Here is a 20,883-nt window from a genome sequence, read left to right as displayed (position 1 = left end):
CAGCGCCCGCCCCTCCCGGGCCCACGGGCAAGGAGCGTCGACGCCGTGGGGGCCGCGAGGGCTGCGGGCGCCGCGGCCGACGCGAGGGTCGCCGGCGCCGTGGGAGCCGTGGCCGACAGGGGCGCCGCGTCCCGCCGCTCAGTCATAGCGCCCCTCCGCCCGCCACTCGCCCTCTTCGACGACCAGCAGCCACGCGCCGCCGTCGGCGTCGACCACCTGGAACCGGTGGGCCCGCCGTCGCCGCAGGGGATCCCACCCGCGTTCGCTGATCGGCCAGGGCCCCGCCCACTCGCGGATCCGCACCCGTCGCCCTCCGGCCTCGAGGATCGCCGGTGGCGCGCTCAGCACATCGCGCTCCCCCACCGTGACCGACGCTCCCGCGACGTCGGTGACCTCCACGAGTCGCGGCTCCGGATACACGGTCGCCGGCAGCGGGTCGGGAAGGCTCCCCGGCCAGGGTCGAGCACGGTCCTTCGCCGTGACCGCCCGGTCTCCCCACGGCACCAGCACCTGCCGTTCGGCCAGCCAGCGTCCTCCGCCGACGACGGGGGTGACGACAGCGCGGTGTCCGAGCATCGCCTGCACGCGGGAGAGGGCGTGGTGGACCCGCTCGTCCGGACCGGCGCCGAACAGCCCCTTGGCGTGGCGGGCCGCGTCATCGACCGCCTCGGGCTCGATCGACACGCCCGCCACCCCGCTGCCGAAGATGCCGCGCCCGTCTTCCGCGAGCTGCCACCGGACGCGGTCGACCACGGCACCGGCGTCGAAGGACCCGGGGTGCAGCCACACGCGTTCGCTGCGCTCCCCCCGTTCGCCCGAGAGCACCACGCGCAGCTCGGTGCACACCAGGTTCTGCTCCCCCAGGCGCGCGATGAACTCCTCCGCGGCGACGCGCATGCCGAAGGCGATCTGGTCGGCGAGTTCGAGCGGCGGCTCGAAGGCGACCTCGCGATGCAGTTCGGGCGGAGGCGTGCGGGGCTGCACGGGCTGGGAGTCGCGCCCGGAGGCGAGAGCGTGGAGTCGCGCCCCGCGCTCGGCGAAACGCTCGCGGACGCGCTCGACCGGCATCGCGGCGAACTCGCCCAGGGTGTGTACGCCGAGACGAGCGAGCAGGCTCGCCAGGTCGACGTCGTCGAGCGTGGTCACCGGGAGCGGAGCGAGGAACGCCGCCGCCTGCCCGCCGGGCACCACGCGCACCGGGTCGTCGGCCCGGGTGACGCGGGCGGCGTGCTCGGCGGTGAAGACGCCGTCGGCGACGCTCGCGCGGGCGTCGGTGAACCCCTCGGCCGCGAGGAGCCGGACGAGCATGCGCGCCGCTTCCTCTTCGCCGCCGTAGTACCGCGCCGGACCGCGCGCGCGAAGGGCGCAGAGTCCGGGGCGCACGATCTGCACGCCCGGGGCGTGCTCCTCCACCAGCGCGACCACCGGGGCGAAGACGCGCGCGTCACGGACCGGGTCTGCGGCGACGACGACGACGGACGGACAGAGCGCCTGGGCGTCGCGGCGACGCTGGCCTCGCCGGACTCCCTGAGCGCGCGCCGCGGCGGAGCACGCGACCACGGTGTTGTTCTCGAACACCGCCAGGGGCGCGTCGGCCCGCGGCGGCCGTGTCGCCTCGCGGCGGTACGCCGACACCGGCCAGTCGGGGAGCCACAGCACGAGGCTGCGGGTGGGTTCGCGCATCATCCCGCCGCCCTCTCCCGGTACTCGGGCCGGTACGCCGCATCGTCGCGCGGGACGAGCCGCTCGGTGGGGGCGCCGAGCAGCTCGATCGAGCCGTCGGCCGCGGGCAGCAGCATGCGCGCCCGCCGAGCCGTGGGCGTGCGCTTGCTGCGCACCGACACCGTGAGCTCACGCCCGGCGAGATAGCCGTGCCCCTCTCCGAGCCCCGCCCACCGCGGATCGGCGACGTCGATCACGGCCTCCGCCTGCGGCCACGGCCCCTGCACCAGCAGCACGGTGCCGCGATCGCGCAACCGCGCCGCGAGCCGGGTGGCTTCTGCTCCCCCTCGGGCAGTGTTCGCCCCCGCCGGAGGGCGCACCGCCACGACCGGCAGGACCTCGGCGATCGTGGCCGTGACCGCCAGCCAGCGCGGCCCGGGATCGGGGATGAAGACCAGCCGATCGAGGTCGAGACCGTACTTCTCGGCGGCTTCGGCCCCCAGCTCGGGCATGCCGACGACACCGCACCACGCACCGTCCTGGGAGGGGCGAGCCATGAGCGCCAGCAGCAGCGACATCGAGCGGGCGATCGCGTACGCCGACCCCGACCGCAGACCGCCGCCGGGAAGCAACGAAGTGAAGGCGGGATGCGTCGGCAGCACCGGTGCATCAAGGCGACGCCCCTGCATCCGCTCGAGCCGATCCCGGAGCGCGTGGATGTCGGGAACGGCCTCCGCCTGGTCTCGCACGATCGCCCTCACTCCCACAGGTTAGAACATGTGTTCTACACTCTCAATCCCTGTGGTTCGAAGATACGATCACCCTCCGACATCGCCGCGAGCGGCTCAGATCAGGTCGGCGGTCCGTACGATCCGGGCGAATCCGCCCTGCTGCAGCACCAGCCCGGTCGCGGCCATGAGCTCGGCCGCCGACCGCGTCACGGTCCCCGCGCCCGCGACCTCGGCCGACAGATCGAAGGTGCGGGTGGCATCCAGCACAACGGTCACGTCGTAACCGAGATTGCCCGCCATCCGCGCCGTCGTCTCCACGCACATATTCGTCTGGATGCCGCAGATCACCAGTTCCCGGATGCCACGCTCCCCCAGCCACGCGTGCAGGTCGGGGTCGCCGTAGAACGCCGAATTGACGTTCTTGGTGAGGAACAGCGCCGGCTCCACCGCCGCGACGACGTCGACCAGGGCATTGCCCGGCGACGACGGATGCAGCGGCGATCCTTCCGAAAGCGAGTCGTGACGCACCACGACGACGGGCTCCCCGTCCGCCTCCCAGCGCGCCACGAGCGCGCCGACGTTTGCCTCGCAGTCCGGATTGGCGGTCGGGCCCCAGAAATCGAGGTCGTCGAAACCCCGCTGCATGTCGATCACGAGGAGAGCACGAGTCATACGTCCATCACACCACGCGACGGCACGACGTCAGCGATCCTCACAACCTCAGTCGCGAACGGCCCTCGCGAACTGAGGTTGCGCGAATCACCGACGAACGGACGCTACCGAACGGCCCCACACGGATGCCACGCACCCCCGCAACCGCGGAGGGCGACGCCTCACGCCGCGAGCGCCAGGTACGGCTCCCACCGCGGATCGGACTTGTCCACGCCTCGCACCGTCCAGGACGATCCGTGCGGCGGCCCCGGGATCAGGCGCAGCTCCCACATCATCTCCTGGGGCGTGCGGTCCCCCTTGACGTTGTTGCAGCGCAGGCAGCAGGCGACGAGGTTCTCCCACGTGTCCTTGCCCCCGCGCGACCGGGGAAGCACGTGGTCGATGGTCGACGCCGCCTTCCCGCAGTACGCGCACCGGTGCGCATCCCGACGCAGGACCCCGCGGCGGGTCACCGGCACGCGACGCGCGCCGGGCACGCGGACGTAGCGGGTGAGGATGATCACCGCCGGGCGATCGTACGTTCCCGCCGCCGCCCAGACGGGATCACCGTCCACGCGTTCGACGACGGTGGCCTTCTCGTTCATCACGAGCACCAGGGCTCGCTTGAACGACACGACGGCGAGCGGTTCGTAGCCCGCGTTCAGCACCAGTGTGCGCATTCCGTTTCCTCTCGAATGGCCGAGACGGCTTCTCGGATGTTCGACTCGCGACGGTGGAAGAGGCGCTGGGGCATGAAAAAAGGCGCTGTCTATGCAGACAGCGCCCCAGAAGTCGCGGTGAGGCCGCGGCATCCGCTCACACGATGCCGAAGGACGAGCAGCCCGAGCGCATCCATGGTGCGGATGCGAGGCATGGTGTCCATCAGCGTTCCCTTCGGTTCTCCCGACGTCGCGAACAGGCTAACCCACCGCGACACGCCCGGGGTCCGCTCCACAGGGAAACGACAGACGGCGTGTCGGAGAACGATCGTCTCCGGCACGCCGTCTGGGATGCGCGATCAGCCCGCGTTCTGCTGGAGCCAGGCGTACGGGTCGACCACGGAACCGTTGATGTGCACCTCGAAGTGCAGGTGGTTGGCGGTCGAGCTGCCGGTCGAGCCGACGAGGCCGATGAGCTGGCCGGCGGCGACCGTGTCGCCCGCCTGGACCTGGCGGCTGCCGTAGGTCATGTGGCCATAGGTCGTGGAAACCCTCTGCCCGTTGATGACGTGCTCGATGACGATGCCCACGCCGTAGCCGCCGTAGCTCTCGGACGACACCTTCACCACGCCCGCGGCGGCGGCGAAGATCGGCTGGCCCTGCGGCGCGAGGAGGTCGACACCCTGGTGGTAGCCCGAGTCCCACAGGCCACGGCCGAGGATGTAGCTGGTCAGGGGCCAGCGCACCTCGCCGGAGCCGGGCGCGGTCATGTTCAGGTTGATCGAGGAGACGGCGACGTTCGCGCTGGCGGCGAGCTGCCGGGCACGTTCGGCCGCAGCGGCCGCGGCGGCCTCCTGCTCCTTCTTCTTCTGGATCTCCTCCGCCGTGGTGGCGGAGTAGCTGCTGCGATCCAGGGTTTCGGCGTTCGCGTTCGAGGCGACGACGAGCGACTGGTTGTCGGGGGCCGACATCTCCTGCAGCGTCATCGTTTCGGCGGCCGGCAGCGACGCGGCGTAGGCGGGGATGGCCACCGTCGCGACGAGCCCGGCGACCATCGAGAGGATCACGGCGCTGCGCAGCGACTTCGTGTTCCGCCGGAACGACGACGAGCTCGGGGTGGGAGCGGTACGCGCGACCGTCGACGACGCGACAGCGGGCTTCTGCGGGGGGCGGGCAGCGGGTCGGGTGACCGCGGCGCGCGCGCTCTTTCGAGTCTGACCCGTTGCGGGGACCTCGGGCAGGTCCGCGACGGGATCGGTGTGTTCAGCCAAGTTTCCTCCGGCGCCTCTGCGTTCGTACGCTGGCTCGTCAGCACTCGATTGTGGGCACGATGTGCGGGCTTCACCCTCTGCGGACGACGAGCCGGTGAGGCAAACCGCGAGGGGTCCGACGGCGGGCTTCTCGCCTGTGGACCTTTCGAGGCTACCCGAACATAACGAAACTGTCACGCCTGGTACCCCCGCGTGCAGGCGATGGCCGGGTTGCGACGAATCATGCCGACACGTGATGACGCGGTGCGTCACACGGGCCGGATCGCCTTGGGCGTCGGCCGTTCGGGGCGTGATCGCCCCCGCGGATCGCGCCTCGCCGGCGAAGAAGCGGGTCAGACCTCGTCGACGAGGAAGATGTGCGAGGCGACCTCGACCGGCAGCTCGAGTCCGTCCTCGACGCCGTCCATCTCGACCAGGACGTAACCCTCGTTGAAGCGGTAGTTCCCCCGCGCGCCCGGAAGGACGCCGGCCGCCTTCAGCTGCTGCAGGAGTTCGGGATCGACCTGCGCCGGTTCGGCGAGACGGCGAACCGTGCCGGAGATGGGCCCACCGGCATCCGTCAGCTTGCGCACGAGTCCGACGACGCCCTCTTCGAAGGTGGCGCTCGCGACGTCGCCCAGCTGGTCCAGGCCCGGGATCGGATTGCCGTACGGCGACTCGGTGGGGTGGCCGAGCAGCTCGACGAGACGACGCTCGACCTGCTCGCTCATGACGTGCTCCCAGCGGCAGGCCTCGTCGTGGACGTAGGCCCAGTCGAGACCGATGACATCGCTGAGGAGGCGCTCGGCGAGACGGTGCTTGCGCATGACGTCCACGGCCTTCTGACGCCCGTCGCCGGTCAGTTCGAGACGCCGGTCCTCCGAGACGACGACGAGACCGTCGCGCTCCATCCGACCGACGGTCTGCGAGACCGTGGGACCCGAGTGCCCCAGACGCTCCGAGATCCGCGCGCGCAGGGGAACGATGTTCTCCTCTTCGAGCTCGAGGATGGTGCGCAGGTACATCTCGGTGGTGTCGATGAGATCGGTCATTCAGCAGTCCTCGGGCGTCGTAGCGGTGTTCCCAGCCTACCGACCCCGTCCGACACACGCGCCGGTCGCGTCCGAGCCCCGTCCTAGAATCGACGCATGCCGCACGTGGACCTTCCCGCCGACCTCCTACCCACCGACGGACGCTTCGGATGCGGCCCTTCGAAGGTGCGCGGTGCGCAGCTCGAAGCGCTCGTGACCCGCGGCGCCTCGATCCTCGGAACCTCGCACCGTCAGGCGCCCGTCAAGAACCTCGTCGCCAGCACGCGCGAGCGCCTCGCGGAGCTGTTCCGCCTGCCCGAGGGGTACGAGATCCTCCTCGGCAACGGCGGCTCGACGGCGTTCTGGGATGCCGCGGCCTTCGGTCTCATCGAGAACCGCAGCCAGAACCTGGTGTCGGGCGAGTTCGGCGGCAAGTTCGCCGCCGCGGCCGCCGCGCCCTGGCTGCAGGCGCCCGACGTTCGCCGCGCCGAGCCCGGCACGCGGGCCGCCTTCGAAGCCGTCGAGGGCATCGACCTGTACGCGTGGCCGCACAACGAGACCTCGACCGGCGTCGCCGCACCCGTCACGCGCGTGCACGGGGACGCCGGAGCCCTGACGGTCATCGACGCCACCAGCGCCGCGGGTGGCATCGACTTCGACGTGGCCGAGGCCGACGTCTACTACTTCGCGCCGCAGAAGAACCTCGGCTCGGACGGCGGTCTCTGGTACGCAGCGGTGTCGCCGGCCGCGATCGAACGGATCGAGCGCATCGCGGCATCCGGTCGCTACATCCCCGAGTTCCTGAGCCTGAAGAACGCCGTCGACAACTCGCGGCTGCAGCAGACGCTGAACACGCCGGCGCTCGCGACGCTCCTCCTCCTCGACGAGCAGCTGGGCTGGATCCTCGACAACGGCGGCCTGAGCTGGGCCGGTGCCCGCACGGCGGAGTCCTCCTCGGCTCTCTACGCGTGGGCCGAGGCGAGCGAGGTCGCGACGCCGTTCGTCGCCGATCCCGCCGACCGCTCCCCCGTCGTCGTCACGGTCGACTTCGACGACTCGATCAACGCTGCGGCGATCGCGAAGAGCCTGCGCGCGAACGGCATCGTCGACACCGAGCCGTATCGCAAGCTCGGTCGCAACCAGCTGCGCATCGCGACGTTCGTCTCGATCGAGCCAGAGGACGTCCGGCGCCTCATCGGCGCGATCGACTACACGATCGAGCGCCTGCCGCAGGCCTGACCTCGCATCGCACCGGAAGCCGTCCCGCCACCGCGGGGCGGCTTCCGTCGTTCACGCCGGACCCGGATGCCGACGCTCCGGCGTGTCAGCGACGGGGTGCGCGCGGTTCAGTAGCTGCGTTCGTGCTCGTCGTCGTCGTCGAAGTCGTCTTCGTCGGAGTCGTCCTCGTCGGAATCGTCCGCGTCGGAATCGTCATCCTCGTCGGAATCGTCCGCGTCGGAATCGTCATCCTCGTCGGAATCGTCCTCGTCGGAATCGTCCTCGCCGTCCGCCGAGTCGTCGAGTTCGTCGATGTCGACGCCGTCGAGGTCGCCGGCGTGCAACCGCGCCTTCGGCTCCTCGTCCTCGTCATCGTCCGAATCGTCCGACTCGTCGTCCAGGTCCTCGTCGTCCAGGTCGTCCTGGTCGTCGAGGTCGTCGTCGGACTCCTCGCCTGCGGCAGCGGCGGCGGCCTGAGCAGCTTGATATTCCGCGAGACGCTTCGCCCACGGCACCCAGTCCGGGGCGAGCAGAGCGCCCTCACCGGGCAGCAGCTCCGCCTCGAGAACCGTCGGCTCGGAGTCCTCCACCACGGCGACCGTCACGGTCCAGTGCCAGCCCGGGTATCCCGCGAGGCGCGTGTGGAACCGCAGCGAGACGACGTCGTCGGCCTCCACCACGTGGCCCGCCGGGGGTCCGATCGTGTCGGCAGGGGTGATCTCGCGCAGCGCGGACAGCGCGAGGTCGTGTGCGTGGAGCAGTCGCTCGTCGGCGACGGGCTCAGGCTTCGAAGTCATCGGCGACCTTGCGCAGGACCGCAGCGATCTTCTTGGCGTGCGCGCCGCTGGGGTAGCGACCCCGGCGCAGGTCGCCGCCGATGCCGTCGAGGAGCTTCACGAGGTCCTCGACGATGATCGCCATGTCGTCGGCGGGCTTGCGGGACCGCTTCGCCATGCTGACGGGAGCTTCGAGCACACGCACCGAGAGGGCCTGGAGCCCGCGCTTGCCGTCCGCGACGCCGAACTCCAGACGCGTGCCGGCTTTGGGGGCGGGTGTCCCGGCGGGCAGGGCGGTGGCGTGCAGGAACACGTCCTGGCCGTCATCGGTGGTGACGAAGCCGAAGCCCTTCTCTTCGTCGTAGAACCTGACCTTGCCGGTGGGCATGGACACCTCGCTGAATGTGTGCGCGATTGCGCGGCGGAACACGGAACCCGATCGGATCCCGGCCCCTCAGCCTACGGCACGCCCGCCAGGCACTAGGCTGACGACGATGAGCACGCGCACCCCCGACGGCGATGTCCCGATCCGTCGCATCGATCGCATCCTGGCTTTCATGTCGCTGGGCCTGGGGATCGTCTCGATCGTGTGCTTCTTCGTCGTGATCCTCGCGCGGCCCGCCGGCGTCACGAACTTCGGTGAAGGCATCTGGCCGACCATCGTGGTGCTGCCCCTGGTCGCGCTCCCGATCGCCTTCCTCATGATGATGGCCGTGCTCATCATGAGTTTCGTGCGAAGGGCACGCGCCAACAAGGGACGCTGACGTGCCCGAGACCTCCGACCAACGTGCGCTGGCGGTCTCGCTGAGCGCTCTCGACGACGGGGTCCTGGCCGCTCTCCTCGCCGATCGCCACGTGTCGGAGTCGGCGACGTGGCGCGACATGTTCGACGCCGCGGACGCCCTCCTCGACCCCGCCTCCGTCGCCCGAGCCCTTCCCCTCCTGGACCGCGCGGAGGCCGACGCCCTCGTCGCGGCGGCGGTCGACGGCATCCCGGTTCCGGACGGCGCCCGCGAGACCCTGCACCGCCGCGCGCTCGTCGACGGAGAGGGGCTGCCGTACACCGTGGTCGCGACCGCGGTGCGCGACGCCGCGGCGAACGGACTCCCGGACGCCCCCGCGCCCGCCCCGGTCCCCGCATCCGACGACGCCGCCGCGGCCGAGTCGGCGTTCACGCACGCCGCCGCACTGGCCGACGTCCTCCTGCTGACACTGGAGTCTCCGCTGGGGCGCATCGGCTCGGGTTCGCTCGGGGCGGGCGAGCGCCGTCGACTCGTGGATGCCGGAGCAGCCGCGACTCCGGAGGAGGCCGATCTGCTCGTGGGCATGGCCGCGCGGACCGGGCTCCTCGGCACCAACGGCCGCGCGTGGCTCGTGACGGCTTCCGGTCGCGCGTGGCTGCGACTTCCCACCCTAGAACGGTGGGCGACGACCGCCCGAGCGCTGCGCGACGAGCTCCCCCGCGCGTACCGCACGCCGAACGGTGGATGGATGCCACAGGCCACCTGGTCCACGGCGACGCCCTTTGACCCCGCGGGGCCCGAACGCGCCTCGCGGTGGACGCACCGCCTCCGCGCCTGGGGACTGCTCGACGACCACGGCGCCGTCCCCCCGTGGGGACAGGGACTCTCCGAGGGCGCAGACGTCGACGTGTCGGCGCTCAGCGCGCTACTCCCGCCCGAGGTGGACCGCGTCTATCTGCAGAACGACCTCACGGCCATCGCACCGGGACCGCTCGCCCCGCACCTCGATGTGCGGCTGCGCAGCATGGCAGCGCGCGAATCGCGTGCGCAGGCCTCGAGCTACCGGTTCAGCGCCGCGACGATCGGCGCGGCCATCACGGGCGGCGAGACCGCGGACAGCCTCCGCGAATTCCTGACAGGGATCTCGCTCACCGGTCTCCCGCAGCCGCTCGCGTACGTCATCGAGCGCACCTCGGCCGAACACGGTCGCGTCCGGGTCACCGCCGACACGGCATCCGGTCTCACCACCGTCCGCACCGACGACGAGACGCTGCTGCGCTCGATGGAGGTCGACACGTCGCTCCGCTCCGTGGCTCTGACCCGGTCGGGCGACGAACTCATCACGCACGTCGCCGCCGACGTCGTCTTCTGGGCGCTTACGGACGCCCGATACCCCGCGGTCGCGGTGGACGAGGACGGCCGCCCCCGCGCGGTGGACCGCGCCAGGCTCGCCGCCGCGGAGACGCACGACACGCCGGCCGACGTCTACGCGCCGCTGATCGCCCGGCTGCGCGCCGGGGGCGAGGACTCGGATGCCGCGTGGCTCGAGCGCGAGCTCGACCAGGCGGTGCGCGCCCGCGCCGTGGTCGACGTCACGGTACGCCTTCCGGACGGTTCCGCCCGCGTGTTCCGACTGGAGGCGACCGGTCTCGGCGGCGGGCGCCTGCGCGGCAGGGACCGCGCCGCGGACGTGGAGCGCACCCTCCCGCTATCGCACATCGACTCGGTCAGCCCCGTCTCCTGAGCGACCGGCGACGACGCCGCCCCCGGCGCACCGGTAGAATCGAACGCTATGGCTGACGGCCCCCTCATCGTCCAGAGCGACCGCACGGTGCTCCTCGAAGTCGCGCATCCCGACGCGGAGACCGCGCGGCACGAGCTCGCGGTGTTCGCCGAGCTCGAGCGCGCGCCCGAGCACATCCACACCTACCGCATCACGCGCCTCGGTCTGTGGAACGCCCGCGCAGCCGGGCACGACGCGGACGCGATGCTCCAGACGCTGGACCGCTGGTCGCGCTTTCCGGTCCCCGCCTCGGTGAGCACCGACATCCGCGAGACCGTCGGGCGCTACGGCCGACTCGTCATCGAACGCGACGAGGAGGGCGCGCTCGTCCTGCGCTCGACCGATCCCGCCGTCCTCGGCGAGGTCTCGCGCAACAAGCGCATCTCGCCGCTGCTCATCGGCCACCCCACCCCGGACAGCTACACCGTCGACGCATGGGCCCGCGGGCACATCAAGCAGGAGCTGCTCAAGATCGGCTGGCCCGCGGAAGACCTCGCGGGCTACACGCCCGGGACCCCGCACCCGATCGATCTCGCGGAGGACGGCTGGAAGCTGCGCCCCTACCAGCGCCAGGCGGTCGAGTCCTTCTCCGAGGGCGGCTCCGGTGTCGTCGTCCTTCCCTGTGGTGCGGGCAAGACGCTGGTCGGCGCCGGGGCGATGGCCGAGACCCGCACGACGACGCTCATCCTCGTCACCAACACCGTCAGCGCCCGCCAGTGGCGCGACGAGCTGCTGCGCCGCACGAGCCTGACCCCCGAGGAGATCGGCGAGTACTCCGGTCAGTCCAAGGAGATCAAGCCGGTCACGATCGCGACGTACCAGATCCTCACCGCCAAGCGCGGTGGGCAGTACGCCCACCTCGCCCTCCTCGACGCGCTCGACTGGGGCCTGGTGCTGTACGACGAGGTGCACCTGCTGCCCGCGCCGGTGTTCAAGCTCACCGCCGACCTGCAGGCGCGTCGCCGCCTCGGTCTCACGGCGACCCTGGTGAGAGAGGACGGCCGCGAGGGCGATGTCTTCAGCCTCATCGGCCCCAAGCGCTTCGACGCGCCGTGGAAGGAGATCGAGGCCCAGGGCTACATCTCCCCCGCCGCGTGCTACGAGGTCCGCATCGACCTCCCGGCCGACGAACGCCTCGAGTACGCGGCCGCAGCCGACGAGGAGCGCTACCGTCTGGCGGCCACCGCGCCCGCGAAGATCGACGTCGTGAAGCGCCTGGTCGATCGGCATCCGGGCGAACGCGTGCTCGTGATCGGGCAGTACCTCGACCAGATCGACGAGCTCTCGGAAGCCCTGAACGCGCCGAAGATCACGGGCGCCACACCCGTCGCGGAGCGGGAGGAGCTGTTCCAGGCGTTCCGCGAGGGCTCGATCTCGCTGCTGGTCGTCTCCAAGGTCGCGAACTTCTCGGTCGACCTCCCGGAGGCCTCCGTCGCGGTCCAGGTGTCGGGGTCGTTCGGGTCGCGGCAGGAGGAGGCGCAGCGTCTCGGGCGTCTGCTCCGGCCCAAGCAGTCGGGGCACACGGCGAGCTTCTACACGCTCATCGCGCGCGACACGGTCGACCAGGATTTCGCTCAGAACCGTCAGCGATTCCTCGCCGAACAGGGCTACGCCTACACGATCCTGGATGCCGAGGGGATCGGCGCCGCGGCCGCCTGAGCCCTACCAGGACGCGGCGTTTCTTGCGACATCCAGCACTTCCCTGAGTGAAGTCACGATAATGGGGCGCATGACAGCACCGCGCATCCTCGTCGTCGACGACGAACCCAACATCCGCGACCTGCTCATCACGAGCCTGCGTTTCGCCGGATTCCAGGTCCGGGCCGTCGCCAACGGCGCGCAGACCATCTCCGCGGTCCTCGAGGAGGAACCCGACCTCATCGTGCTCGACGTGATGCTCCCCGACATGAACGGGTTCAGCGTCACGAAGCGCCTCCGCGGGGCCGGGTACACCGCTCCGATCCTCTTCCTCACCGCGAAGGACGAGACCGAGGACAAGATCACGGGCCTGAACGCGGGCGGTGACGACTACGTCACGAAGCCGTTCAGCCTCGACGAGATCGTGGCGCGCATCCAGGCCATCCTCCGCCGCACGATGCAGGCGGACGAGGAGTCGGTGATCCGCACGGGCGAACTCACGATGGACCAGGACACGCACGACGTCAGCGTCGGCGACGTCTCGATCGACCTGAGCCCCACCGAGTTCAAGCTCCTCCGCTACCTGATGCTGAACCCGAACCGGGTGCTCTCCAAGGCGCAGATCCTGGACCACGTGTGGGAGTACGACTTCAACGGCGACGCGGGCATCGTCGAGAGCTACATCTCGTATCTGCGCCGCAAGATCGACCCGCACTCCTCCGAGCCCCTCATCCAGACCAAGCGCGGCTTCGGCTACATGCTGAAGTCCGGCAAGAGCGCCTGAGCGGAGCGCGATCCTGGAGAAATCCGACGATGCCCTGACGCACTGGTGGCGCCGGCTGAGCCTTCGCACGAAGGTCACCGGCGTCACGGTGACCCTGCTGGCGGTGGGGCTCATCGCCGCGGGCATCGGCACCCTGGTGTTCCTGCGCACCACGCTCATCAACAACCTCGACGAACAGCTGGGACAGCAGGCCGCCGGCAACATCGCCAACAGCATCTTCGTCACCGACCAGGTCGACGGCGAGCCGCGGTTCACGCAGGTCGAGAACGCCCCGCAGATCGGCTCGATGGTCGCCGTGTACGCCCCCGACGGCGCCCGCAAGGCGTTCTACAACGGCACCGCGATGAAGACCGTGCCCGAACTCCCGGACACGTTCACGGTCGAGCAGACGTACAGCCAGGTCGACCGTCGCATCGAGCTCGAGGACCCCGTTTCGGGTCAGCACTTCCTCGCGCGCGTGGGACAGCTCGTTCTCCCCGGCTACAACGGCGTGTACACGCAGATGGTGATCCAGCCGCTCGCGCCGACCGACCGGATCGTCGCGGCGTACGTGGGCATCTACGGGTTCGTGGCCCTGTTGATCCTCATCGCCAGCGCCCTGCTCACGCGCGCGCTCGTGACGCTGACGTTCCGCAGTCTCGGGCAGGTGGAGACGACCGCCATGGACATCGCGGCGGGCGACTTCAGCCAGCGACTGACCGACATCGTCCCCGACACCGAGGTGGGTCGCCTCAAGACCGCGATCAACGCGATGCTCGCCCGCATCGACGGCGCCCTCAATCAGCGGGATGCCACGGTGCGACAGATGCGACGGTTCATCGGGGATGCCAGCCACGAGCTGCGCACCCCCCTCGTCACGATGCGCGGGTATGCCGAGCTGTACCGGATGGGAGCGATCCGCTCCGACGAGGACGTCGCACAGGCGATGGAGCGCATCGAGAAGGAAGCGATCCGCATGGGCGCGCTGGTCGAAGACCTCCTGGCGCTCGCCCGCCTCGACGAACGGCGCGACGTCGCGATCACCACGCTCGATCTGCGGCCGATCGCGAAGGACGCCGCCCTCGATCTGCGCGTGACGTCCCCGCAGCGCGAGGTCACGGTGGACGACACGACGAGCCGTGCCGCGATCGTCCTGCCCGTGATGACGCTGGACGCCGAACAGCCCGCGGACGGGGCGGCCGCGGCATCCACTCGTCGACGGACGGCACCCACCACGTCGGCGATGGCGATCGCCGGAGCGACGCTCTCGCGCCTGCGCCGTCGACGCGACGCCGGCGACGCGACCGCGGGCACCGAGGCGGATCCGCACGAGAGGGAGGCCTCGTCGGGACCGCAGCGGCTGCCGAGCCTTGCGCCTATCGTGCTCGGCGACGAGAACCGCGTGCGTCAGGTCGTCGCGAACCTCCTAGGCAACGCCCGCCGCTTCACTCCCGACGACTCCCCCATCGGCCTGCGCGTGGGCGTGGATGCCGCCACCGACATGGGATGGATCGAGGTCATCGACCACGGCGAGGGCGTCCCAGAGCAGATCCGCGAGCAGATCTTCCAGCGGTTCTGGCGCGCGGATACCTCGCGGACGCGTGAGACGGGCGGGTCGGGACTCGGCCTGTCGATCGTGGCATCCATCGTCGACCTCCTGCACGGGACGGTGGAGGTGAGGGACACGCCCGGGGGTGGCGCCACGTTCCGCGTCTCGCTGCCGCTCGCGGAGCGTCGGGATGCCATCGAGCATGCGCTCATCACGACGCAGCCGCTGGAGCGCCTCCCGGAGGCCCTGAGCCCCGAGGCCACGGACCAGTAAAACCCCCGTGACTTCGGGCGCATGCGCGTGCGCGAACATCAGCCCGAAGCCAGCGGGCTCGGACACGAAAGAACGCCCCCTCCCGAGGGAGAGGGCGTTCTTTCGTGCCTAGGCGGGGATCAGAAGTCCATGCCACCGGTCGGGTCGGCGGGCGCAGCCGCGGCCTTCTCGGGCTTGTCGGCGACGACGGCCTCGGTCGTGAGGAAGAGACCGGCGATCGACGCGGCGTTCTGCAGCGCGGAGCGCGTCACCTTGGCGGGGTCGATGATGCCCTGTGCGAACAGGTCACCGTACTCGCCGGTCGCCGCGTTGAGGCCGTGGCCCACGGGGAGCTCGGAGACCTTGTTGGCGACGACGCCCGGCTCGAGACCGGCGTTGAGCGCGATCTGCTTGAGCGGAGCCTCGATGGCGACGCGGACAATGTTCGCACCGGTGGCCTCGTCACCCGAGAGCTGGAGGTTCGCGAGCGCGGTCTTGCCGGCCTGGATGAGCGCGACGCCACCACCGGCGACGACACCCTCTTCCACAGCGGCCTTGGCGTTGCGGACGGCGTCCTCGATGCGGTGCTTGCGCTCCTTCAGCTCGACCTCGGTGGCCGCACCCGCCTTGATGACGGCGACGCCGCCGGCGAGCTTGGCGAGGCGCTCCTGGAGCTTCTCGCGGTCGTAGTCGCTGTCGGTGTTCTCGATCTCGCGACGGATCTGGGTCACGCGACCCTCGATCTGGGCGGAGTCACCGGCACCCTCGACGATGGTCGTCTCGTCCTTGGTGATGATGACCTTGCGCGCACGGCCGAGCAGGTCGACGGTGGCGTTCTCGAGCTTGAGGCCCACCTCTTCGGTGATGACCTGGCCGCCGGTGAGGATCGCGATGTCCTGCAGCTGCGCCTTGCGACGGTCGCCGAAGCCGGGAGCCTTGACGGCGACCGACTTGAAGATGCCGCGGATCTTGTTGAGCACGAGCGTCGCGAGAGCCTCGCCCTCGACGTCCTCGGCGATGATGAGGAGCTCCTTGCCCTCCTGGATCACCTTGTCGACGATGGGCAGAAGGTCCTTGATGTTCGAGATCTTCTGGTTCGCGATCAGGATGTAGGGGTCTTCGAAGACCGCTTCCTGGCGCTCGGGGTCGGTGACGAAGTAGGGGTTGATGTAACCCTTGTCGAAGCGCATGCCCTCGGTGAGCTCGAGCTCGGTGCCAAAGGTGTTGGACTCCTCGACGGTGACCACACCCTCCTTGCCGACCTTGTCGATGGCCTCGGCGATGAGCTCGCCGATCGCGGGGTCGGCGGCGGAGATCGACGCGGTCGCGGCGATCTGCTCCTTCGACTCGACCTCCTTGGCCGAGGCGAGCAGCTCGTCGGTGACGGCCTTGACGGCCTTCTCGATGCCCTTCTTGAGCGAGATGGGGTCGGCACCGGCCGCGACGTTGCGCAGGCCCTCGCGCACGAGCGCCTGAGCGAGGACGGTCGCGGTGGTCGTTCCGTCACCGGCGACGTCGTCGGTCTTCTTGGCGACCTCCTTGACCAGCTCGGCGCCGATCTTCTCGTACGGGTCGTCGAGCTCGATCTCCTTGGCGATCGAGACGCCGTCGTTCGTGATCGTGGGGGCGCCCCACTTCTTCTCGAGCACGACGTTGCGACCGCGGGGGCCCAGGGTCACCTTGACGGCGTCGGCCAGGGTGTTGAGGCCGCGCTCGAGACCGCGACGGGCCTCTTCGTCGAAAGCGATGATCTTTGCCATAAGTGTGTCGTCCCTCCCGGACGGGTGACTTCCAGATTTTGGCACTCGACGAAAGCGAGTGCTAACTCATTCTGGCACTCGCCCCTGGGGAGTGCAAGCCACGCGAACGGCCCGGAGCACGACGACGCCGCGGCCCCCGAGAGCGGGGACCGCGGCGTGTGCGAAGCGGAAGGAGGTCAGGCGATCAGGCGGACCGACTCGGCCTGAGGACCCTTCTGGCCGGACCCGACCGTGAACTCGACGGCCTGGCCCTCCTCGAGGACCCGGAAACCGGACATCTCGATGTTCGAGTAGTGGACGAAGACGTCCTGGCCGTCGGTCACGGTGATGAAGCCGTACCCCTTCTCGGCGTTGAACCATTTGACGGTGCCCTGGGCCATGCGAACTCTCCTGTTGCTGAACGACGAGGTCATCGTAAGCACGCGGACCCGCGCCGTTCCGGCCCGGGCGGGCATTGTTGACACGGCGGCAGCCAACTTTTTACGCCGCGGAAACACGCGGCGGAACGGGGGTCAGGGAGTGGGCTGACCGCCTGCGCGATCGAGTCCGATCACCACGACCAGACGCTTCTCGGCGCTCTCGTCCCCGGACGTGTTCGGGTCGTCCGTGGGCTGCAGGAAATCGCTCTGCGCGATCTCCGCCCCGCCGATCGCGTCGGCCAGCCCGCGCGCGGCCTGTTCGTCCTCGGGACCGCGGTAGTACACCGTCGTCGTCGCGAAGTCGGTCGTGTCGGAGTCCCCCGTCTGCACCGCGTCGCCCGACCATCCGAGCGCGACGATCTGGTCGCGGAGGTTGCCGGCCAACCCGGCATCCGCCGTGCCGTTCAGCACGAGCACCGAATACGACGTGTCGATGGCGGCCGGGGTGGTCTCGGTGGGGGTCGGGGTCGGCTCGGCCTCACCGCCGAGCGAGATGCGACCGGACGCCACCAGAACGCCGAAGACGCCGACGATGATCAGGACGACCGTCGCCAGCAGAGCCCAGAAGAAGACGGCCCAGCCACGGGAACGAGGACGCTGCGCCCGGTGGGCGCCGACGCGACCCCCCTCATCCGGAAGGTCGTCGAAGCGATCCCGAGGGAAAGTCGATCTGGGCATTGGACGATGTTATCGGTCGGATTCTGTGGCGACCCTCAGTGGGCGGCAGCGCGTCCCAGCCGCGCGCGGTGCTGCTGCGCCGCGTCGTCGCGGCGACGGCGCAGGCGTCGCACCAGCATGGGGTCGGCGGCGAGCGCCTCGGGGTCGTCGAGGAGGCGCCCCAGCAGTTGGTAGTAGCGGGCCGGTGCGAGGTCGAACTCCGCGCGGATCGCCTCTTCCTTCGCACCTCCGTGCCGACGCCACTCGCCCTCGAAGGCGAGGAATGCACGGTCACGGTCGGAGAGGGCCACACCGCCACGCTACTGCGGGCGAGCCGCGGATCCCGGATGCCACGCCACCCAAGCTCCGAGCGGGTCGACGCCGGCGAGGACGTCTCCGTCCAGCGCGAGCGCGAACCCTCCGGGACGCAGCTCGGGCGTCTCGTTCCAGGCATCGTGGAGGCCTGCGGCATCCAGAGTCACCCATCGCCCCGCGGTGCGGGCGGCGTCGATCACCGCACCGCGATGGCGGCGCGGAACGTGGGCGAGGACACCCGGGGTCGTGACGACCAGGGTCGCATCGCGCGGGGCGAGCGCCGCGAGCGCCGGCAGCGCAGCGGCCCCGTCACCGGCGACGAGGAGCGGCGGGTCGGCGGCGGCGATGTCGAGGGCGGCCGTGATGCGCTCGAGGCGGCCCTCCTCTCCCGGCCAGACCAGCCCGGTGAGCCACGCGCGGTCGGCCGGGTCGCGGGCGTCGAGCGGCTGCAGGTCGATGCCCGCGCGCCACACGACCCGAGGGAGGCGCAGCGGCGGGCCGCCGTCGACGTCCGACTCCAGGACCACCGCACTCGGCCCGTCCGTCGGGTCGAGGCTCGTCACGACCCCGTCCGACGAACGGAAACGGTACGAGTAGCGGTCGGGGTACAGGCACAGCCCCGCGCTCGCGCCGATCTCGATCAGCGCGATGGGTCCGTCGATGAGCGACAACGCGGGCAGCAGCGCCGCGCACCGCAGCGGTTCGTTCGTCTGCACGGAGCGCCGCCCGGACTCCGCGACGACCGCGTCCGCGTGGGCGAGGACCCACGCGGCCCACCGGTCGCCCGTCACCAGCGGAGCGCCGAGCAGGCGCATGACGGCGAAGACGAGCGGAGGCTGCCGATGCGTGTCGGGAATCCGCGCGAGGACCGCCGCGAGCTCCGGGTCGATGGCGATCCGCTGCGCCCACGCCTCGTACACGAGAGAACGTCCGGGCGCCTCGTCGCGCGCGAAGCGCCCGTAGCGGTCGATGACGGCGGTCACGGCATCCTGGTCCACCCGGCGATTATGCCGCGGCAGGCTTCACGCGGCCCGTGCCGGGAGAGACACGAGAGAATGGAGGGGACGAAGGAGACCATCCATGACCTACGCCGTCGAAAAGTCCGACGACCAGTGGCGGGCAGAGCTCACGCCCGACCAGTATGCGGTCCTGCGCCAGGCCGGCACCGAGCGGGCCTGGACCGGCGAGCTGCTCGACGAGAGCCGCGCCGGCCTCTACACGTGCGCCGCGTGCGGTGCCGAGCTGTTCCAGAGCGGTACGAAGTTCGATTCGCATTGCGGGTGGCCGAGCTTCTACGAGTCGGTGCGGCCGGAAGCGGTCGAGCTGCTCGAGGACAACAGCCACGGCATGCAGCGCACCGAGGTCCGCTGCGCGAACTGCGGCTCGCACCTCGGTCACGTCTTCCCCGACGGATTCGGCACGCCCACCGGCGACCGCTACTGCATGAACTCGCTGTCGCTGAGCTTCACCCCCGCCGACTCCTCGCCCGACGAGGCATGAGCGCGCTCGAGGCGATGCGCGACCGCCGGTCGTGGTCGAAGGTCACCGACCTCGCCCCGACCGGTCCCGAGCTGGAGGCGTTCGTCGCCGCGGCCGGTCGCGTCGCAGATCACAAGTCGCTGCGGCCGTGGCGACTCATCGAGATCCGCGGCACCGATCGTGACGTCCTCGCCCGCGCGCTGAACAAGGCGGATGGTAAGAAGGGCCTGTCGTCGAAGCCGCGTCGCGCGCCGCTCATCATCGCGGTGGTCGCGGATCTCCGGTCGAAGAAGATCCCCGCGTGGGAGCAGGAGGCCGTCGCTTCGGGCGTCGCCCACATGCTCAGCCTCGCGCTCGACGAGGCCGGGTTCGGCGTGTTCTGGCGTACCGACGACAACACCCGCAGCCGGGTCCTCGCCAAGGCGCACGGCCTGGCCAAGGGCGAAGTGCTGCTGGGGTGGCTGTACGTGGGCGGAAAGCCGGTGCGCTCGCGTCCCGTCCGACGGAAGACCGTGGATGCCGCGAAGCACATCTCGCGCCTCCCGGGTGGGAAGAAGCGCCGAAAGGTCGACGAGACCCGCCTCTGATCCGCGGAGGCGATCAGCCTGCGCGTCGCCTCCACGGCACGGCCGCGACGACGACGCCGCTGATGGCCACCGCGGCCGCGATCACGGCCACGGCCACCGGCGGTGCCGCGGGCGCGGGCCAGATGGCATCCAGGATCACGGAGGTCGTGAGCAAGCCCACGACCGACCCGAGGCCCAGCACGAGCACGCCGGTGCGCTGCACGATCACCGACGACAAGAAGATGTAGACGACGCCGATCGCGCCGCCGAGGTACAGCCACGGGTCGGCGGGCAGCGCTCGCGGGGCGCCCACCACGGCGATGTGCACGAGCGCCGCGACGATGAGGACGGCCGTGCCGCCGGCGAAGTTCACGACCGTCGCCGCGAGCGGGCTCTGCACCCGTAGTCGGAGGCGACCGTTCGTGCCCTGCTGCCACGCGACGCCCGCGCCGGCGATCACCGGTACGACGAGCATCCAGACCGGGATGCCGCCCACCCGGTCGCCCGCGAGCGACACCGCCACACCGGCGAGCGCGAGCAGCGCGCCGACGACCCGGCGGACGGTGACCGGCACCACGCCCGCGGGGCCGTGGCCGAACCGGTCGAGCAGCAGGCCGCCGGTGGTCTGGCCAGCGACGAATCCGACGGTGAACAGGGCGACGCCGATCGTGGGCACGGCGAGACCCTGGCACGCGACGGTGAACGCGCCCGCGGCGCCGCCCCACAGCATCCAGGCCGGGATCGAGCGTTCGCGCACCCCCGCGACCAGACGTGCGAGCCCCGCACGGCCCGCGGGCAGCGCCGCGGCGATGATCAGCACGACGACGAGCCCCGACCCGAACGAGACCCCGCCCGCGAGCACCCCGTCGCCGAGCTCGCCGCCGAGCGATCCGTTCACGCGCGCCTGCAGCGCGGTGAGCGCCCCGATGAGCACGGCCCCGAGCACGGCGATCCCCGGTGATCGTCGGTGAGACATGGGCC

General features: G+C 70.7%; 22 protein-coding genes. 8 read left to right on the top strand and 14 right to left on the bottom strand.

From position 1 onward, the window contains the following. Window positions 1-138: 138 nt before the first annotated feature. The 6 genes from RKD05_RS12245 to RKD05_RS12220 form a co-directional block, all read right to left on the bottom strand. The gene (locus tag RKD05_RS12245) at window positions 139-1,683 is read right to left on the bottom strand and encodes a DNA polymerase Y family protein (protein ID WP_424711836.1); all 1,545 of its coding nucleotides are present in this window, start codon (window positions 1,681-1,683) and stop codon (window positions 139-141) included. Next, entirely contained in the window at window positions 1,683-2,423 is a 741-nt protein-coding gene (locus RKD05_RS12240) for a hypothetical protein (RefSeq protein ID WP_424710335.1), read from the bottom strand. The genes RKD05_RS12245 and RKD05_RS12240 overlap by 1 nt, the downstream gene beginning before the upstream one ends. 84 nt (window positions 2,424-2,507) lie before the next feature. Next, window positions 2,508-3,065 (bottom strand): cysteine hydrolase family protein, encoded by a 558-nt coding sequence (locus RKD05_RS12235; RefSeq protein ID WP_424710333.1) that lies wholly within the window; start codon window positions 3,063-3,065, stop codon window positions 2,508-2,510. Window positions 3,066-3,226: 161 nt separating this feature from the next. Next, window positions 3,227-3,724 carry an HNH endonuclease gene (locus tag RKD05_RS12230; RefSeq protein WP_022877431.1) on the bottom strand — a complete coding sequence of 166 codons (498 nt, stop codon included), beginning with the start codon at window positions 3,722-3,724 and terminating at the stop codon, window positions 3,227-3,229. A gap of 338 nt (window positions 3,725-4,062) precedes the next feature. Continuing rightward, window positions 4,063-4,974, bottom strand: coding sequence for a peptidoglycan DD-metalloendopeptidase family protein (locus RKD05_RS12225; RefSeq protein ID WP_424710332.1), 912 nt, complete (start codon window positions 4,972-4,974; stop codon window positions 4,063-4,065). A gap of 332 nt (window positions 4,975-5,306) precedes the next feature. Further along, entirely contained in the window at window positions 5,307-6,005 is a 699-nt protein-coding gene (locus RKD05_RS12220) for a metal-dependent transcriptional regulator (RefSeq protein ID WP_424710330.1), read from the bottom strand. A 96-nt stretch (window positions 6,006-6,101) separates the two neighbouring features. On the opposite strand from RKD05_RS12220, the gene serC reads away from it, so the two are divergent. Then, window positions 6,102-7,223, top strand: a complete 1,122-nt coding sequence (serC, locus tag RKD05_RS12215) for a phosphoserine transaminase (RefSeq protein WP_424710329.1) — start codon at window positions 6,102-6,104, stop codon at window positions 7,221-7,223. 107 nt (window positions 7,224-7,330) lie between these two features. On the opposite strand, the gene RKD05_RS12210 is transcribed toward serC, so the two are convergent. Together RKD05_RS12210 and RKD05_RS12205 are read right to left on the bottom strand one after the other, a co-directional pair. After that, entirely contained in the window at window positions 7,331-7,999 is a 669-nt protein-coding gene (locus tag RKD05_RS12210; RefSeq protein WP_424710328.1) for a DUF3027 domain-containing protein, read from the bottom strand. Then, entirely contained in the window at window positions 7,983-8,366 is a 384-nt protein-coding gene (locus RKD05_RS12205) for a cold-shock protein (protein ID WP_026095562.1), read from the bottom strand. The genes RKD05_RS12210 and RKD05_RS12205 overlap by 17 nt, the downstream gene beginning before the upstream one ends. A gap of 106 nt (window positions 8,367-8,472) precedes the next feature. Between RKD05_RS12205 and RKD05_RS12200 the strand changes: the two genes are divergently transcribed. The 5 genes from RKD05_RS12200 (at window position 8,473) to RKD05_RS12180 (ending at window position 14,727) form a co-directional block, all read left to right on the top strand. Further along, window positions 8,473-8,742 (top strand): multidrug ABC transporter ATPase, encoded by a 270-nt coding sequence (locus RKD05_RS12200; RefSeq protein ID WP_424710327.1) that lies wholly within the window; start codon window positions 8,473-8,475, stop codon window positions 8,740-8,742. Between the two features lies 1 nt (window position 8,743). Next, window positions 8,744-10,465 carry a helicase-associated domain-containing protein gene (locus RKD05_RS12195; protein ID WP_424710326.1) on the top strand — a complete coding sequence of 574 codons (1,722 nt, stop codon included), beginning with the start codon at window positions 8,744-8,746 and terminating at the stop codon, window positions 10,463-10,465. Between the two features lie 48 nt (window positions 10,466-10,513). Next, window positions 10,514-12,163 carry a DNA repair helicase XPB gene (locus tag RKD05_RS12190; RefSeq protein WP_424710324.1) on the top strand — a complete coding sequence of 550 codons (1,650 nt, stop codon included), beginning with the start codon at window positions 10,514-10,516 and terminating at the stop codon, window positions 12,161-12,163. A gap of 70 nt (window positions 12,164-12,233) precedes the next feature. Then, complete coding sequence (locus tag RKD05_RS12185) at window positions 12,234-12,926, top strand: response regulator transcription factor (RefSeq protein WP_022877421.1); 693 nt, start codon at window positions 12,234-12,236, stop codon at window positions 12,924-12,926. Window positions 12,927-13,014: 88 nt separating this feature from the next. Further along, a complete protein-coding gene (locus RKD05_RS12180; protein WP_424710322.1) occupies window positions 13,015-14,727 on the top strand; it encodes a sensor histidine kinase in 1,713 nt (570 codons plus the stop codon). Between the two features lie 119 nt (window positions 14,728-14,846). Here RKD05_RS12180 and groL read toward each other — a convergent pair whose 3' ends face one another. From groL to RKD05_RS12155, 5 genes are all read right to left on the bottom strand, one after another. After that, window positions 14,847-16,466, bottom strand: a complete 1,620-nt coding sequence (gene groL / locus RKD05_RS12175) for a chaperonin GroEL (RefSeq protein WP_424710320.1) — start codon at window positions 16,464-16,466, stop codon at window positions 14,847-14,849. 176 nt (window positions 16,467-16,642) lie between these two features. Beyond that, entirely contained in the window at window positions 16,643-16,846 is a 204-nt protein-coding gene (locus tag RKD05_RS12170; RefSeq protein ID WP_022877418.1) for a cold-shock protein, read from the bottom strand. 132 nt (window positions 16,847-16,978) lie between these two features. After that, window positions 16,979-17,563, bottom strand: a complete 585-nt coding sequence (locus tag RKD05_RS12165) for a LytR C-terminal domain-containing protein (protein ID WP_424710318.1) — start codon at window positions 17,561-17,563, stop codon at window positions 16,979-16,981. Between the two features lie 35 nt (window positions 17,564-17,598). Then, window positions 17,599-17,853, bottom strand: coding sequence for a DUF3263 domain-containing protein (locus RKD05_RS12160; protein ID WP_424710316.1), 255 nt, complete (start codon window positions 17,851-17,853; stop codon window positions 17,599-17,601). A gap of 9 nt (window positions 17,854-17,862) precedes the next feature. After that, window positions 17,863-18,855, bottom strand: a complete 993-nt coding sequence (locus tag RKD05_RS12155; RefSeq protein ID WP_424710315.1) for a DUF2332 family protein — start codon at window positions 18,853-18,855, stop codon at window positions 17,863-17,865. An 82-nt stretch (window positions 18,856-18,937) separates the two neighbouring features. Between RKD05_RS12155 and msrB the strand changes: the two genes are divergently transcribed. Together msrB and RKD05_RS12145 are read left to right on the top strand one after the other, a co-directional pair. Next, window positions 18,938-19,357, top strand: coding sequence for a peptide-methionine (R)-S-oxide reductase MsrB (msrB, locus tag RKD05_RS12150; protein ID WP_424710313.1), 420 nt, complete (start codon window positions 18,938-18,940; stop codon window positions 19,355-19,357). Continuing rightward, window positions 19,354-19,923, top strand: a complete 570-nt coding sequence (locus tag RKD05_RS12145) for a nitroreductase family protein (protein ID WP_063256377.1) — start codon at window positions 19,354-19,356, stop codon at window positions 19,921-19,923. Before msrB ends, RKD05_RS12145 begins: the two co-directional genes overlap by 4 nt. A 13-nt stretch (window positions 19,924-19,936) precedes the next feature. On the opposite strand, the gene RKD05_RS12140 is transcribed toward RKD05_RS12145, so the two are convergent. Continuing rightward, window positions 19,937-20,878 (bottom strand): DMT family transporter, encoded by a 942-nt coding sequence (locus RKD05_RS12140; RefSeq protein ID WP_424710312.1) that lies wholly within the window; start codon window positions 20,876-20,878, stop codon window positions 19,937-19,939. Window positions 20,879-20,883 lie beyond the last annotated feature (5 nt).

It is taken from the genome of Microbacterium sp. SLBN-111 (assembly GCF_049739645.1).
Classification (GTDB): Bacteria; Actinomycetota; Actinomycetes; order Actinomycetales; family Microbacteriaceae; genus Microbacterium.
The sequence above is the reverse complement of the archived record's forward strand: the minus strand, read 5'-3'. Positions and strand labels throughout refer to the sequence as shown.

Coding starts and splice junctions, on each gene's coding strand:
- RKD05_RS12245 (WP_424711836.1), bottom strand. CDS start 1,683: ATGCGCGAACCCACCCGCAGCCTCGTGCTGTGGCTCCCCGACTGGCCG.
- RKD05_RS12235 (WP_424710333.1), bottom strand. CDS start 3,065: ATGACTCGTGCTCTCCTCGTGATCGACATGCAGCGGGGTTTCGACGAC.
- RKD05_RS12230 (WP_022877431.1), bottom strand. CDS start 3,724: ATGCGCACACTGGTGCTGAACGCGGGCTACGAACCGCTCGCCGTCGTG.
- RKD05_RS12220 (WP_424710330.1), bottom strand. CDS start 6,005: ATGACCGATCTCATCGACACCACCGAGATGTACCTGCGCACCATCCTC.
- serC (WP_424710329.1), top strand. CDS start 6,102: ATGCCGCACGTGGACCTTCCCGCCGACCTCCTACCCACCGACGGACGC.
- RKD05_RS12210 (WP_424710328.1), bottom strand. CDS start 7,999: ATGACTTCGAAGCCTGAGCCCGTCGCCGACGAGCGACTGCTCCACGCA.
- RKD05_RS12205 (WP_026095562.1), bottom strand. CDS start 8,366: ATGCCCACCGGCAAGGTCAGGTTCTACGACGAAGAGAAGGGCTTCGGC.
- RKD05_RS12200 (WP_424710327.1), top strand. CDS start 8,473: ATGAGCACGCGCACCCCCGACGGCGATGTCCCGATCCGTCGCATCGAT.
- RKD05_RS12190 (WP_424710324.1), top strand. CDS start 10,514: ATGGCTGACGGCCCCCTCATCGTCCAGAGCGACCGCACGGTGCTCCTC.
- RKD05_RS12185 (WP_022877421.1), top strand. CDS start 12,234: ATGACAGCACCGCGCATCCTCGTCGTCGACGACGAACCCAACATCCGC.
- groL (WP_424710320.1), bottom strand. CDS start 16,466: ATGGCAAAGATCATCGCTTTCGACGAAGAGGCCCGTCGCGGTCTCGAG.
- RKD05_RS12170 (WP_022877418.1), bottom strand. CDS start 16,846: ATGGCCCAGGGCACCGTCAAATGGTTCAACGCCGAGAAGGGGTACGGC.
- RKD05_RS12165 (WP_424710318.1), bottom strand. CDS start 17,563: ATGCCCAGATCGACTTTCCCTCGGGATCGCTTCGACGACCTTCCGGAT.
- msrB (WP_424710313.1), top strand. CDS start 18,938: ATGACCTACGCCGTCGAAAAGTCCGACGACCAGTGGCGGGCAGAGCTC.
- RKD05_RS12145 (WP_063256377.1), top strand. CDS start 19,354: ATGAGCGCGCTCGAGGCGATGCGCGACCGCCGGTCGTGGTCGAAGGTC.
- RKD05_RS12140 (WP_424710312.1), bottom strand. CDS start 20,878: ATGTCTCACCGACGATCACCGGGGATCGCCGTGCTCGGGGCCGTGCTC.